Origin of the sequence: Spirulina subsalsa FACHB-351, assembly GCF_026130165.1 — a bacterium.
In the GTDB taxonomy this organism is placed as follows: Bacteria; Cyanobacteriota; Cyanobacteriia; order Cyanobacteriales; family Spirulinaceae; genus Spirulina_A; species Spirulina_A subsalsa_A.
This window is the reverse complement of sequence record NZ_JAIHOM010000122.1, coordinates 1-15,205: the sequence shown is the minus strand read 5'-3', so window position 1 is coordinate 15,205 and position 15,205 is coordinate 1. Positions and strand designations below refer to the sequence as shown.

14 protein-coding genes and 1 pseudogene are annotated in these 15,205 nt (G+C 48.4%); all 15 read right to left on the bottom strand.

Features of this window, described 5'->3' with window-relative positions; genetic code table 11:
- Window positions 1-1,008 (bottom strand): pentapeptide repeat-containing protein, encoded by a 1,008-nt coding sequence (locus tag K4A83_RS18705; protein ID WP_265266191.1) that lies wholly within the window; start codon window positions 1,006-1,008, stop codon window positions 1-3.
- Window positions 977-2,098, bottom strand: coding sequence for a tetratricopeptide repeat protein (locus K4A83_RS18700; protein WP_265266190.1), 1,122 nt, complete (start codon window positions 2,096-2,098; stop codon window positions 977-979). The genes K4A83_RS18705 and K4A83_RS18700 overlap by 32 nt, the downstream gene beginning before the upstream one ends.
- Window positions 2,099-2,266: 168 nt before the next feature.
- Window positions 2,267-3,205, bottom strand: coding sequence for a GDP-L-fucose synthase family protein (locus tag K4A83_RS18695; RefSeq protein WP_265266189.1), 939 nt, complete (start codon window positions 3,203-3,205; stop codon window positions 2,267-2,269).
- 198 nt (window positions 3,206-3,403) lie between these two features.
- On the bottom strand, window positions 3,404-4,480 hold the full coding sequence (gene gmd, locus K4A83_RS18690) for a GDP-mannose 4,6-dehydratase (protein ID WP_265266188.1): 1,077 nt from the start codon (window positions 4,478-4,480) through the stop codon (window positions 3,404-3,406).
- Window positions 4,481-4,735: 255 nt separating this feature from the next.
- The gene (locus tag K4A83_RS18685) at window positions 4,736-5,467 is read right to left on the bottom strand and encodes a sugar transferase (protein WP_265266187.1); all 732 of its coding nucleotides are present in this window, start codon (window positions 5,465-5,467) and stop codon (window positions 4,736-4,738) included.
- 80 nt (window positions 5,468-5,547) lie between these two features.
- Window positions 5,548-6,699 carry a glycosyltransferase gene (locus K4A83_RS18680; RefSeq protein WP_265266186.1) on the bottom strand — a complete coding sequence of 384 codons (1,152 nt, stop codon included), beginning with the start codon at window positions 6,697-6,699 and terminating at the stop codon, window positions 5,548-5,550.
- Window positions 6,696-6,932, bottom strand: a complete 237-nt coding sequence (locus K4A83_RS23545) for a helix-turn-helix domain-containing protein (protein ID WP_407810135.1) — start codon at window positions 6,930-6,932, stop codon at window positions 6,696-6,698. Before K4A83_RS23545 ends, K4A83_RS18680 begins: the two co-directional genes overlap by 4 nt.
- Window positions 6,933-7,045: 113 nt before the next feature.
- On the bottom strand, window positions 7,046-7,915 hold the full coding sequence (locus K4A83_RS18675; protein WP_407810134.1) for an ATP adenylyltransferase family protein: 870 nt from the start codon (window positions 7,913-7,915) through the stop codon (window positions 7,046-7,048).
- Window positions 7,916-8,006: 91 nt separating this feature from the next.
- Window positions 8,007-9,299, bottom strand: coding sequence for a dihydrolipoamide acetyltransferase family protein (locus K4A83_RS18670; protein ID WP_265266183.1), 1,293 nt, complete (start codon window positions 9,297-9,299; stop codon window positions 8,007-8,009).
- A 199-nt stretch (window positions 9,300-9,498) separates the two neighbouring features.
- Window positions 9,499-9,837: a hypothetical protein gene (locus K4A83_RS18665; RefSeq protein WP_265266182.1), complete on the bottom strand. Its 339-nt coding sequence runs from the start codon at window positions 9,835-9,837 to the stop codon at window positions 9,499-9,501.
- A 208-nt stretch (window positions 9,838-10,045) separates the two neighbouring features.
- Window positions 10,046-12,013, bottom strand: coding sequence for a molecular chaperone HtpG (htpG, locus tag K4A83_RS18660; RefSeq protein WP_265266181.1), 1,968 nt, complete (start codon window positions 12,011-12,013; stop codon window positions 10,046-10,048).
- A 132-nt stretch (window positions 12,014-12,145) separates the two neighbouring features.
- Entirely contained in the window at window positions 12,146-13,039 is an 894-nt protein-coding gene (locus K4A83_RS18655; RefSeq protein WP_265266180.1) for an ABC transporter permease, read from the bottom strand.
- A gap of 54 nt (window positions 13,040-13,093) precedes the next feature.
- On the bottom strand, window positions 13,094-13,855 hold the full coding sequence (locus K4A83_RS18650; protein ID WP_265266179.1) for an ABC transporter ATP-binding protein: 762 nt from the start codon (window positions 13,853-13,855) through the stop codon (window positions 13,094-13,096).
- Between the two features lie 4 nt (window positions 13,856-13,859).
- Window positions 13,860-14,879, bottom strand: coding sequence for an ABC transporter substrate-binding protein (locus tag K4A83_RS18645; RefSeq protein ID WP_265266178.1), 1,020 nt, complete (start codon window positions 14,877-14,879; stop codon window positions 13,860-13,862).
- A gap of 202 nt (window positions 14,880-15,081) precedes the next feature.
- Window positions 15,082-15,205, bottom strand: a pseudogene (locus tag K4A83_RS22885) (photosystem II q(b) protein); the annotation flags it as partial.

The following is a 15,205-nucleotide window of genomic DNA, read 5'->3' as shown; positions in this document are numbered from 1 at the left end:
TTAAATCCGCCCCATGAAAATCAGCCCCCGTGAAATCCCCCCCTGTAACACCGCACCCCCCAACTTCCCCTGAGAAAAACTCGCCCCCCGAAAAACCCCCCGTCGTAAACGCGCCCCCCCCAAAATCGCCCCCGCAAAATTAGCATCAATAAACCGGGTATCATTCAAATTCACCTGAGTGAAATCCACCCCATCAAAATTTGCCCCTCGCCCCGTCGCCGTCTCCAAATTACTTTGACTTAAATTCGCCCCCGTCAAATTCGCCCCATTAAACGTCACCCCCGCCAAATTCGCCCGACGCAAATCCGCCACAAAAAACCGACTCCCGCTTAAATTCGCCCGTTCCAAATCCGCTTCAATCAACAGCGACGACGAAAAATTACTATTACTCAAATTCGCCCGATTAAAGCGCACCCGATTGAGTTGAGACTGAGAAAAATCCGCCCCCTGTAAATCCGCTAAATCGAAATTCGCAACAACTTCCTCCTCTTCCTCCTCCTCCTCCTTTTCCTTCTCCTTCTTCAACACCAAACGTTCCGACGAATCGAGAGGAATTTGCACCTCCTCCGGCAGAAACAGCCCCCAACGTTGTAACAAATCCAGATTCACCCCAATACTCGGCCACTCAAAAGCCTCCAATTTAATATCCTTCACCCCCACCGTTGTCCGTTGTAAATTGGCATCGGCTAAATTAGCAAACACAAATTGAGCGCCTTGTAAATTCGCCCCCTCCAAATTCGCCCCCTGTAAATTCGCCCCCTGTAAATCCGCCCCGCGCAAATCCGCCCCGCGCAAATCCGCCCCCGTCAACTGAGCCATTTCGAGATTCGCCTCCCGCAGATCACAACGGGGACAACTCCGAGTCTCCAATAGCTGTTTTAAATGGCTCTCATTGGCCGCTAGCATCGCCTCTGGGCTAGCTAAAACGAAGATTAGACTACTAAAAGCCATCAGAGGCTTCAAGCCCCCCACAGGCTTAATTAAACGGTCTAAAGTTCGGTGAAACATCTCGATCTCCATTAATTAAAGCCTGCATTTCTCGCACCCCTTCGCGATTGCCTGCCCGCTCAAATAAACTCTGAGCAATGCGCCAGTTCTCAATGGCCTCTCGGTTGCGCCCTTGCCCTCGCAGTGCCATTCCCAACCGATAATAGGCCACAGGATTATTAGACCCCAACTCCGTCGCCCGCCGATAGGCAATAATCGCCGGGGTAAAAGCTTCATAGGACATCAGGGCATCCCCTAGGGCAATTTGTCCCTCAAAAGTGTTTTCTTGTAAGGAAGCTGCCCGAAAAAAGTAGGTTTGAGCCTCTTGTCTCTGGCCTTGTCGTTGCAAAATTCCGCCGATTTGTAATTGAATTTGCCCATTTCTCGGCTCATGGGATGCTGCTGTTTCCAAAGCCGACAGCGCCCTATCCGGTTGATTATTGCCCAATAAAAAAATCCCCAACTGAAGCCATAATTTGCCATTGCGGGGGAACTGTTGGGTAGCGCGTTGTAGGGTTTCCACCGCCCGCCCCATTTGATTCTGTTCTAACAGAGTGGTGGCAATTAAACCATACACTGCGCCATCTTTAGGATGAATGGCAGCCGCCCGTTCTAACACTTCTTGGGCTTGCCGATGAGCGCCTTGGCGCATCAAGACCACGCCCAAGCCTAAATAATAATCCACATTGCGGGGGTCTAGTTGTAGGGCGCGTTGATAGGCGGCGGCGGCGTTGCGATGATCCTGCATTTGCGCCAAACAATGGGCATAGGCCGCTTGAAAGGCTGCATTATTGGGTTCTAATTGTAAAGCGTACTGGTAGGCTTGAGCCGCTTCTGCATATTGTCCGAGGGCGGCGTAAAGATAGCCAATCCCGGAGTAAATTTTAGGGTTACTGCGGTCAATAAAGACGGCTTGGCGATAGACTTCTAGGGCTTGTTGATAGTTGCCGGATTCGGCTAAGTCTCGCCCTTGACGCAGTAAATCCCGGAGTTGTTGACTTTGGGGGGAATGCTGCGCTTGCACTGGACTGGCGACTAAAGGGACTAGCCCAGTAAGCAGTATTCCGGTAGAAATCATGAGCGCAACCTGAAACCCATTCGCTTTTTTCATCGGTCGATTCGTGGCATTTGCAAGATTGGGGAATGAAGAATCAATAATTGATAATTATGACAAACCTAGTTTGTGGTTGGGTTTTAGCAGGGAATATAGGGCGCTGAAGCGCAACTACAAACCTAGGGCGCTGAAGCGCAATTACAAACCTAGGGCGCTGAAGCGCAATTACAAACTTTGTTGACGATACCAGTCAATGGTATGTTTCAAACCCTCTCGGAAAGTCATTTCTGCGCTGAAGCCGAAATAGTCTTTCGCCCGTTGGGTATCTAAACAGCGTCGGGGTTGACCGTTGGGTTTATCGGTTTCCCAAACGATTTCCCCTTGAAATTCCATCAGTTCACAGATTAATTCCACCAGATTCCGAATGGAAATCTCGCTATTTGTTCCAAGGTTAACTGGTTCGTCTCCATCATAGGCTTGGGTGGCCATGACTATAGCGCGGGCGGCATCGGTGGAATAGAGGAATTCCCGGGTGGGGCTGCCATCCCCCCAAACGGGTAGGGTTTTGTCGCCCCGTTGTTGGGCTTCGTGAACTTTGCGGATCAGGGCGGGGATCACGTGGGAACTGTTGGGGTTAAAGTTATCTTCGGGACCGTAAAGGTTGACGGGCAAGAGATAAATTCCGTTAAAGCCGTATTGTTGACGATAGGCTTGGAGTTGAACCAGTAGGGCTTTTTTGGCGATGCCGTAGGGGGCGTTGGTTTCTTCGGGGTAGCCATTCCAAAGGTCTTCTTCTTTGAAGGGGACGGGGGTGAATTTGGGGTAGGCGCAAATGGTGCCGAGACAGACAAATTTTTCGACTCCGGCTTGATAGGCGGAGTGGATGAGTTGGGTTCCCATCATGAGGTTGTCGTAAAAGAGTTCGGCTGGCTTTTCTCGGTTTAAGCCAATTCCCCCCACATGGGCGGCGAGGTGAATGATAATGTCTTGGTTGGCGACGACGGTTTGGCAGGCTTCGAGGGTGCAGAGGTTATGGGTTTGCGATCGCGGTACAAAAATCTTGTCCGGGTTTGCGCCAGCCCGACACAATTGATCCACCACTTGCCGTCCTAAAAAACCAGCACCGCCTGTTACGACAATCCGTTTCCCGCTTAAATCTAGCATGACTCTATCCTTTCCCGTTAGTTTGTTCTGGGGATTCTTCTCCATTATGTAGGAATATTTGACTGGGGGAAAAGAGTCTCTTTTGATCTAATCTGAGTTGGGTTCCCCGCGTTGGTCAGCAAGCCCCAGGTAAAAATGAGAACATCCCCACTCTCTGAACGAGTGGGGATGTTCCCTCAATTCCACTATCAGGGGATGTTAATCTACTGTTGCGCCCATATTTTGGCGGATATAGGCATTATCTTCTACCCCAGACCCTGTGGAGTTAGGGGACGATAACCCTAAAGCGGCTAGGTCGGAATCTACCATGAGTTTCACCAACTCTTCAAAGGTGACGCTGGGTTTCCAGCCCAGTTTTTCCCGGGCTTTCGTGGCATCGCCAATCAATAAATCTACTTCGGCCGGGCGGAGATAACGGGGGTCAAACTCGACGAAATCATTCCAGTTGAGATTGACATAACTAAACGCGATATCGAGAAACTCCCGGATGGAGTGGGTTTCATTCATCGCAATGACATAATCATCCGGCTCCTCTTGTTGGAGCATCAACCACATAGCCTCTACATAGTCTTTCGCATAGCCCCAGTCGCGCTTAGAGTCTAAATTCCCCAGATAGAGCTTTTTCTGTTGTCCAGCAACAATGCGACCGAGCGCCCGGGTGATTTTCCGGGTGACAAAGGTTTCACCTCGGCGCGGAGATTCATGGTTGAATAAAATGCCATTACAAGCGAATAAACCATAGGACTCCCGGTAGTTAATGGTTTGCCAGTGGGCAAAGACCTTAGCGCAGGAGTAGGGACTGCGGGGATAAAAGGGCGTGGTTTCCTTCTGAGGGACTTCCTGCACTTTCCCGAACATTTCCGAGGAGCCCGCTTGATAAAAACGGACTTGATTACTGGTTCGTTGTTGATAGTCGCGCACCGCTTCGAGGAGGCGCAGAGTACCCATCCCTACGGTATCTACGGTATATTCCGGGGCATCAAAACTGACCCGGACATGGGACTGAGCGCCTAAGTTATAGACCTCGTGGGGTTCAACCTCTTCTAAAATCCGCCGTAGCGTTGTCCCGTCAGTTAAATCCCCATAGTGCAGAAACAACCGTGCTTGTTCATTGTGAGGGTCAACGTAAATATGATCAATCCGGTCAGTGTTAAAGGTTGAAGTGCGGCGAATAATGCCATGAACCTGATAGCCTTTTTCCAGTAACAACTCACTCAGGTAAGAGCCATCTTGACCTGTAATGCCCGTAATCAGCGCTCGCTTGGTTTGCGTCATTCTTTCAATCTTCCTAGGACGAGAAATCGCTACATTGTAGACACACCATGATTGCTCATGGGTGTTCACCACCAATTTTATTGGCTTTCCTCAAGGACTCCAAGGGTTAAACCCACTTTTCTATTGTGGACTAGGCGATCGCACCTCGTCAAACAGGCCAGCACTCCTAGATTTCCCTTCCCCGACTCCGTTTTGAACTCACCTAAGCTCGGAAAGACCACTCCGCACCCGGTTAAGACCAGACAACAGACTCCCTTAATAAGCTCCATTATTGCGGGGAAACAAAATCACCCCAATGGTCTTAACAATTACATACAAATCCATCCACCAAGTGCGGGAATTCGCGTAATACACATCAATCTGCACGCGACGATGATAGGGAATATCATTCCGTCCAGACACCTGCCATAGCCCCGTAATGCCCGGACGAATGGTCAAAACCCGGTCAATATTGCGACCGTAGCGTTTTAATTCACCTGGCACCAGAGGACGAGGCCCCACCACACTCATATCCCCCATCAAGACATTCAAAAACTGGGGAAATTCGTCCAAGCTCGTTAAACGGAGAAAACGACCTATCCTCGTTATGCGGGGGTCGTTTCTAATTTTGAAATCCATTTCAAACTCGCTGCGTAGCTCGGGGGAATTCAATATCATCTCATCTAACAAGGCATCGGCATTGTTCACCATTGTCCGGAACTTAATACAGCCAAAGGGCTTATAGTTCTTGCCGACCCGCTTCTGCACATAAAAGATTGGCCCAGGGGAACTCAGCGCAATCAACAGTGCCAAAACCAGATACAGAGGGGAACACACAATTAGAACCGTCAACGAAAAGACAATATCAAAGAGCCGTTTCGTGAATTTTCCGTCTAGAACATCAAGCCATCGGATTCCTGCTCGGCTTTGAGCAGTTTGGGGGCGATTTTTTTGAGAAATCCGCCCTCTCAATAGCTTGACGGAGACAAGTTGGCTTTCCGCAGTCATCTTACTCCTTCACATCACACCACATAGCCCCAATGATAAAGTCATTTGATATCTAGCGGGGGCAATTCCTGTTACATTGCTCAAAAATGGGGGTGAACCGAACCCATGTTCCACTCTTGACAACAGCGTTCTAGGAAGCTGAGATACCGTTGCTTAAAGATTGTCGGTGCAAACTGGTTTGCTTGCAAGCGACAAGCCTCTGGATCAATTATTCCTCGAATTTTCTCAAAAGTCTCTACTGTTTTGACTAAAGATTCCACATTTTGACTAGAGAAAAATAATCCGGTCCCTCCTTCTGGCGATTTTTGGGCATCTCGTACCGTCTCTAAGGCCCCCCCAGCACCGTAGGCAATGACCGGGGTTCCACAGGCTTGGGCTTCCACGGGAGCAATGCCAAAATCCTCATGGGCGGCATAGACGAAGGCCTTGGCTTTGGCCATATACTGCTCGACTACCTCATTGGGTTGAGGACCAAGGATTTCGATATGACTCTGGGCGACTTGACGGATGGTTTTTAACTCGGGTCCACTCCCTATGACGACTAGGGGCTGTTTGAGTTCGTTAAACGCTTTGACAATTAAAGATACTTGCTTGTAACTGACCAGACGGGAAACTGTTAGATAAAAATTATCTTTAGTTGGCTCGAAGGGAAACCGCTCTACATGAACCGGGGGATAAATCACTTCGGCGGTACGCCGATAACAACGCCAAATTCGTTGAGCGGTATATGTAGAGTTGGCAATGAAATAATCAACCCGATTAGCAGAAATTACGTCCCACTGCCGCAAACGGTGAAGGAGGTAGCGGGTGTAAAAACCGGGAATGCCGCGCCCGAGGGGGCTATTCTTGAGATAGTCAAAGGTGAGATCCCAAGCGTAGCGCATGGGACTGTGACAGTAACAAATATGGGGCTGATGGGGGCGGGTGAGGATTCCTTTGGCGACGGCATGGGAGGAGGAGAGGATCAGGTCGTAATCTCGCAAGTCCAGTTGTTCAATGGCGAGGGGGAGCAGTGGTAAATATTTTTGTACGCCATTGCGGGCGAGGGGTAGGTGTTGTAAGAATGTGGTGCCAATGGTGCGACCGAATAAGTAACTATCGGGATTGACTGATTCAAAATCAATCAGTGCATAGAGGTCTGCCTCAAGATGTTGGAGGATTTCCTGCACGACCAGTTCAGAACCTCCGGTGGCTTTGGGGGTTAACCATTCATGCACAAGGGCGATTTTCATGATCTTCCTCCGAGAAACGCCATCCCCCAATCTTGACAAGTTAAGTCTTTTCTCCTCTTGTCAAGGTTAGGTAATAGGTAATAGGTAATAGGTAATAGGGAATAGGCGGTGAGGAGATTTTGACAAGGGGCAAGCCCTAAATTCCAAGCATGAGGAGCGACTCCTGCGTGTTGGGGAAGGAGTCGCCGTTGTTGGGGGGTAAGTTTGAGTTGGGTCTTGAATCCGAGTAGCATGGGAAAATTCTAGCATCTATGCTCTTCCCGAGACGACTATCTGAGCAATTGATAATTAACAAACCCTTGTGGTGGGGTCGATTGGCAATTCAGGGGAAGAATGGGCTGTTAGTTCAGAAGGCACTGGCGACGTGGCGTAAAATGGTGAGGGGTTGCCATGTTTTGAGTTGTTGCAGTTGCTCGCCATTGCGGACAAAGAAGGTGCCGGCAAATCCTAGGGAGTTGACGGGGATGGTGTGGTATTCGGCTTGGGTGCGGGGGACAATCCACATCCAATTGCGGGTAATTAGACAGTTGTAGGGTTTGGTTTGTTGGGGGGTGAGGGGATGGTCTGGGAAGAAGTGGAGCGATCGCAATAAACGATAATACACCTCTAACATCTCGGCGGCGGCTTGCTCAGGACTGTTCAATAAACTCGGATTGAGGGGATGACAGGCATTCTGGAAGGGGAAGGCGGGGATTGTGCCAATATCTCCCCGGAATTGGGCTGAGGCGATCGCCTTTTCTGTGGGAAATGTCCCCCCAAACCGACAAATGGGAAAGGGAATCAGTTGTAAATGCTTGTGGGGTTGACTAGCTCCGGCTAGTTTTCCCCCATTATAAAACCCTAAACCATCAAACTCGGCTAAACAGTGACACAAGGCTAGAAAATCTGCTAAATTAAGCCAATTTTCCTGTTCTTCAAAGGCTTTGGTAATAATTAACAGGTGGTGATCCACCACATTAAATTTATTCAGTAAACAGAAATGGGTTTCTGATACATCGGTGACAAATAAATCGGGTTCGTGGGGCAGAAATGGATTAAAGGGTTTCCCTTTTTTCTCACTTTTTTCGCCTTGTTTCTGCTGGGCTTTTTCTTTGCGGACCAAATTAGACAGAATTCGCACGACAAAGGGAATATTGTCTTGTTCAACCACCTCACAATCGGTCAGAATAGGCCGAAGCGCCCCCTGACCTAGGGCGTTTTCTGTAGCGGCTTTCACTTTCGTCCACAATGTCCCAGACTCGAACAAGAACACCTCCTTGGAGCTATTGAAAATTGATAATTGATAATTGATAATTGGACAGTTAATCTTACAAGGTGAGGGATTGAGGATTGGTTTCCAATAACTGGGCTAAATCTTGTAAGAAAGCGGCTGCTTCTGCTCCACTAATAATCCGGTGATCACAGGTGAGATTAACCTGCATTTGCCGTTTAACCCCCATTAATCCCTCTTCTGTGGCCACGACTTGGGGACGGGATGCACCGATGGCAATAATTGCCCCTTGACCGGGGGGAAGAATGGCATCAAATTGATCGACCCCATACATCCCCAAGTTGGAGATCGTAAAAGTGCCACTGTTGTACTCATCAGGTTGTAATTTCTTGGATCTGGCGCGATTTACTAGGTCTTTCCAGGTGCGAGACAGACTATATAAGTCCATTTGATCGGCATTTTTCAACACCGGAGTAATTAAGCCCCCGTTGCCGATGGCCACGGCGATCGCAATATTAATCCGACTGGCATAGTGAATCCCGTCCTGTACATAACTAGCATTGACGATGGGGTGTTTTTGTAACGTGACTGCGATCGCCTTCGCTAACATCGCCGTCATCGTCACCCCTTTAGACTTAATCTGCTGATACAGTTGGTCTAAGGCATCCGTTGTAATCGTATACCCGACCCGGAACTCTGGCACCGTCAAACTGGCCACCATATTCCGCACCACCGCCTTTTGTAGGGTACTCATGGCCTTCACTTCCCCCGGGGTATTGGTGGGGCTTAAAGTAGGGGGAGACACCATCACAAAATCGCTGTCATCACTAATGGCCAAGGGTTTTGCCACCGTCGGAGTCGGGACTTTTCCGGCCGCCGCTTCCACATCGGCCGCCACAATGCGACCGTGGGGGCCGCTGCCTTGAATAGTGGATAACTTGACTTTTAGGGTTTTTGCTAACTTGCGAGCGCGAGGAGAGGCTACAATGCGGCCTCCATTGCGACTGCCTGTATCTGTTGAGGTTGTGTCTACCGAGGCAGTCGTTACCGTGGCGATCGCAGGTTCAGGAGCGACCGCAGCCGGAACACTCTCGGGGGCCGCGGGACGGGACTGAGATGTAGCCTGTTGTTTAGCCGTTTCAATTTCCGCTTCCGTCTCCGCTAACAAGGCAATGGGAGCGCCCACGGGGGCTTCTTGTCCTGCGTCCACCAAAACCACGGCGAGATATCCTTCATAGAAGGATTCAACATCCATATCGGCTTTATCGGACTCAACCACAACCACGGTTTCCCCTTTTTCCACCTTATCCCCCGGGGACTTGACCCAAGAGACTATCTTCCCTTCGGTCATGGTAGAACTGAGTGCAGGCATGAAAATATCGTGGATCATAGTCTGGTCTTCCGTTTGCTGAGGCTGATTATTAGCATTTTTGCACAACCCCCCATTAAAGCAAAGAGGGGGACGATTTCATCAAGGATTAATGGGGTTTGACCTCCTCAATTGTAGAGAGCTTGACACCATGCACACCCGCTTAACTTGTCAAAATTAGGGGGTGGGGGAATTGAGTATTGATAATTAATAATTAATCTCAATCTTCCTTGTCTTCCCCAGCTAATAAATTTTCCAAACGATCCTTAGACCAGTGTTCACTCGAATAGGCCACGGCTTCAATACAGGATAAGCGCACCAGCCAAGTGGTACGACTAAATGCTGTTTCTTCCTCCTCCTCTTCTTCTAGGACAGATAACGCCAGAATTTCGACAAACTCGCCATCGAGTTCAATGGGAACCCCGGTAAAACTATCATTATTTGTTTCAATGCGGACTTTACTTCCCTGTTGTAATGCCTCTTCGAGTCTTTGATAGAGGAGATTTGCAGGTTTACCATTTTGAAACAAGCCGTGAAAGGATTTAGAGAATTCAGGCATTTTGTCTTGCATCAAGTGAAAAGAGGTTGAGGAAGAACCGATCCTCACTGGCCATTGTCCTACTGATTGCTCGGAGAGGCAATGATATTTAAAGAATTTTCTGGATTGTATAGCAAGTTGACCTCTTCCTCCCACCCAAAAAACCGAGAGAAAATGACCAACCGGACATTTTCTCTGAGCCTAGGGGGAATTGATCAAAACCCTCAACCTACAAGCGTTCTGTCATTTGAGTTAATAATGTATTAGAACGCTCAATAAAAGACTTCATCCCTTCAGGATCAAAAGGTTTCTGAGAAATCAAAGCCAGATCGTAGATATGTTGACACATTTGCTTGACTAATGCACCCGTACTGGATTGTCCATCCCCAACCGCGATCGCACCTTGACTTAAATTGACCAAATTTTGAATCATCGGGTGGGCCGTATTCACCAACAACGTATGAATTTCCGGGAATTCCACCGCCTTCTGTTGCAATAGGGCCGTCATCTCCTGAATCCGGCGCATTTCCTCGGGTAAAATCACCATCGCCGGGGGTGTCGTTTGAGGATTATCGGTTTTTAGCGACTCCGTGCGAATCGTCACCTTGCTATTATTTAAAGCCTGCTCAAACAACTCCTTCACCAACTCACTACGAGTTTTATTGGTTTTCGGATCAATAATTTCTGACTTTTCGTCCTCAATCAACGTCTGATCTAAATCCGAATCCACCCGGGAGAAACGCACATCAGAATATTCCCGTTCCAAGAAAGGAACAAAGTAATTGGTATCAATAAAGGAATCCAAAAACAGAACCTCTAACCCCTGTTTTTTGTACAGTTCTACATAGGTCGCTTGAGCCGTCGGATCCGTACAATAAAAAACGCGGTTTTCGTGTTTTTCCTTATTCCGTTCGAGATAATCCTTCAGCGTCGTGTAACCATCTCCCTCCGTGGCAGAACCCTCCGCCTGTTGCCAAGGATCTCCCTCTCCCCCTTGGACTTCCACTTGAGGTTCTTCCTTCGATTTATCCGCCCCATAGGTGGTTTTATAGATAATTAAATCCTCCACCTGTTTCTTGAATTTATCATCTTTGAGCGAACCAAATTTAACAAATGTTCCCACATCCTGCCAACATTGGATATATTTAGCGCGGTCTTCTTGATAAATTTGTTTGAGACGGTCAGCAATTTTCTTCGAGATAAAATCGGTAATCCGCCGCACTGTACGGTCATTCGTTAAGGCACTACGAGACACATTTAAAGGAATATCAGTGCTATCAATAACCCCCCGTAACGGCATCAAGAAATCTGGGATGATTTGGTCGCAGTGGTCACTGACAAACACCTGATTACAGAATAGTTTGATCTGCCCTTTATTAATATCAACATCGGGTTTAATCGGGGGGAAGTAAAGAATCCCATTGAGAATAAAAGGATAGTCCGTGTTGAGATGAACCCACAACAGGGGATCTTCTTGGAAAGGGTAGAGATAACGGTAAAACTCTAGATAGTCCTCATCCTTCAAGTTTTGGGGAGAATCTTTCCAAGGCGCTTTTTGTTGATTGATTTGCTCTTCCCCTAATTTGATGGGAACAGGCATAAAATCACAGTAGGTTTTAACTAACTGCTTAATCCGACCTTCTTCTAAATACTCCTGTTCTTCATCCATCATGGTGAGGGTGATGGTGGTGCCAGGAGTCGTCCGACTAGAGTCGCTCAATTCAAACGCTGGGGACCCATCACAAGACCAATGCACCGCTTGGGAGCCACTACGATGGGAAAGGGTGTCGATTTCCACATGACGCGCCACCATAAAGGAAGAGTAAAACCCTAACCCGAAGTGACCGATAATTTGCTGGTCGGGGTCTTTTTGGTACTTCTCGATGAATTCCTCGGCACTGGAAAAGGCGACTTGGTTAATATACTTTTTCACCTCATCGGCCGTCATGCCAATGCCATTGTCGGTGACAGAGAGAGTTTTGTTCTCCTTGTCAATATTGATGGTAATTTCCGGTTCCGGCAAATCGCCGTCTACTTCCCCCGCATAGGAGATCATCTTCAGTTTGGCGATCGCATCCACACTATTCGAGATTAATTCCCGCAGGAAAATCTCATGATCCGTGTAGAGAGATTTTTTGATAATGGGAAAAATATTCTCGGTGTGGATTGTAATATTGCCTTGTTCTAGTACAGTCATAGAGGTCGTTCGGTTTAGCGTAAAAGTCTGTACATTTGATTGTGCGTGATTTTGGCTCAGGTGTTAGGAGGGAATGACCCACCTACAACGATTCGGATTTCCCCACTTGAGAATCCCAAACGGGGTATCTGATTAATTCTCCCGCTTCAGGGCGCTTTCGTGCCAATGCCCTAACAGGAGATTCGACAAGACGGTTAAACTCCAAAAAATGCCAATGCCTAAGAGGGTAATTAATAAAATCGCCGCAAACATCCGGGCAATTTGTAGGTTGTAGCTGGCCATTAAAATCTGATAGGCAATGCCCGAACGTTGTCCCCCGGTACCCGCCACAAATTCGGCTACTACCGCCCCGATTAAGGCTAATCCCCCACTAATGCGCAATCCCCCTAAAAAGTAGGGCAGGGCGCTAGGCAAACGTAAATAGAGCAAGGTTTGCCAAGGGGAGGCATTGTAGAGTTGAAAGACATCTTTCAGGGTGTGATCAACGCTGTTTAACCCCAAGGTGGTGTTAGAGAGGATGGGGAAAAAGGCGATAATCCAAGCACAAATCACGAGGGCGACAAAGGTGCTGGATTGGGGGGGCAGGACTTGGCGAGTCCAGATGATAATTAAGGGTGCGATCGCCACAATGGGAGTCGTTTGTAAAACCACCGCATAGGGGAATAAACTATACTCCACCCACTTATTCAACGTTAAAAGGATCGATAATACCACCCCAGAAACAATAGCCGCCAAAAAAGCAACGATGGTAATTTGAAAGGTAATCCAAAGGGCGGGCAACAAAATGGCCCAATCTCTCCAGAGGGTTTGTATCACTAAAAGCGGCCCTGGCAACAAGTAAGGGGGCGTGTTGCTCCAGCGCACGAATAATTCCCAACTCACTAAAAACAACACCCCCACCACAAGGGGCGCAATAATTTCAATGGAGGTTAAGCGACGGACTAAGATTTGCCAGAAATTACCCCGAGGAGATTCGGATGCTTGAATTGTTTCAGACTCAGAAGGTTTAATTTGAGTGGATGACATAGGACAGCAATCACGGAGAAACAAGATTGAACAATCTGGAGACTAGAATTTTCCCTAATATTGCCCTTGAGTTGCTTGGGTTAACTCTACCGCAACTCGGTCACAATATTGATGAAAAGGTCGAGATAGGCGAAAATCCTCCGGTCGAGGGTAGGCAACATCAATGGGAACTTCGGCGACAATCTGGCCGGGATGGGAAGACATCACTAAGACGCGATGGGATAAATAAACCGCCTCATACAAATTATGGGTCACAAATAAAACCGTCCAATGTTGTTGTTGGGCTAAACGTAATAAATCGTGATTTAACTTCGTCCGGGTTAGTTCATCCAAAGCCCCAAACGGTTCATCCATTAAGAGCAATTGAGGATCCGTCACTAAAGCCCGAGCGAGGGAAACCCGCATTTTCATTCCCCCGGAAAGTTGCCGGGGATAGGCAGACTCAAACCCCGTTAAACCGACGAGATGAATGGCCTCTTGCACTTTTGTCCGGCTTTTGTTGCGAGACATTCCGGCTAATTTCAGAGGCAAGCGGATATTTTCAAACACCGTTGCCCAAGGCAATAAAGCGGGCTGTTGAAAGACAAAGGCTAACTTTTGCTGGGGTTCGCTGTCTGACCATTCAATTTCTCCCTCGGTGATGTTGAGTAAGTTAGCCACCAAACGCAAGACGGTACTTTTACCACAACCGGAGGCCCCCACCAAACTAACAAACTCTCCCCGGTTGACGGTAAAGTTAAGACCTTGGAGGGCAACAACACCGTTAGAGTAGGCTTTACTCACTTGATGGAGATGAAAAACAGGGGCTTGGGGCATGGGTTCACAGGATTCTCGATTCAAGGGATTGACCAACAAATTGCAGACTAAACGCTTGGGTATAGTCGAAATCCGGACTGACGGTTCCCGCTTCTAACATTGCCTGAAAAATGGCTTCCCAGCGTTCGGCGGTCATAATGCCAATGCCGTATTTTTCAGCATCCCCCGATGTCACCATGCCATACTCTTTGATTTTCTCGATCCCATAGGCGAGTAACTCACTACTCATTTCCGGGTTATCTTTTTGAATCAACTCGTTACCGGGGGCGGGGTCTTCAAGGTAGCTATACCAGCCTTTAATCGAGGCATCGACAAAACGCTGTACTAAGTCGGGGTTTTCTTCCATTAAACGGCGACGAGTGTCAATGGTCATGGCGTAGGGGGTATATCCATAGTCGGAGAGGAGAAACACCACGGGGGTAAAACCGCCTTGTTGCTCCACAGTCCAGGGTTCTGAGGAGAGATAACCCTGTTGGGCTGAGTTTTTATCTGCAAGGAAGGGGGCAACGCTGAAATTATAGGGTCGTCGTTGGTCGTCAGTAAAACCAAATTCTTTTCTCAGCATGGGCCAGTAGGTGGCACTGGAGATGCTGGAAACGTAGATGGGTCGTCCTTTCAGGTCGGCTAGGGTTTCTACTCCGGTGTCAGGATGGGCGAGTAGAATCTGGGGATCTTTTTGGAATATGGCGGCGACGGTCACTTTGGGGACTCCTTCATAAACCGCTTGCATGGATCCCATAGAACCGCCCATGGTAAAGTCGAGGGTACCAGCCATGAGGAGTTGAGACAGATTCACTTGAGGGCCACCCATTTGGATGGTGACATCTAGGCCATATTCTTCATAAATACCTGTGGCAACGGCTTGATAAAATCCCCCATGTTCGGCTTGGGCGTACCAGTTGGTGCCGTAAGTCACGCGGTCGAGGCCGGAGGGGGAGGTTCTGGAAGTGCGATCGCCACAACCTACCATTAAACCACTGGCAAGGGCGAGAGAACTGTATTGGATGAATTGACGGCGTTTCATACTATAGAGTCAAGGTAAAACGAAGGGAGAGAGGGGGAAGGAACAAATCTTTACTGATCCAGTGTGCCATAATCCCGATGCTCAGAGGAGAAGATGACCTGTTTTCCCTTGAACAAGCGGGACAAAACCAAAAGCACCCCCGACAAGGGAGTGCTTTTGGCTTAAATCAACTTAGACTTTTTAGCGTAGTCTTGCGCTCAACTTACCCGTTGATTTGGGGGGCAGTTAAAGCCACAGGAGCAGCTTCACCACTAGCTAAGTCTAAGGGGAAGTTGTGAGCGTTGCGCTCGTGCATTACTTCAAACCCTAAGTTAGCGCGGTTCAGG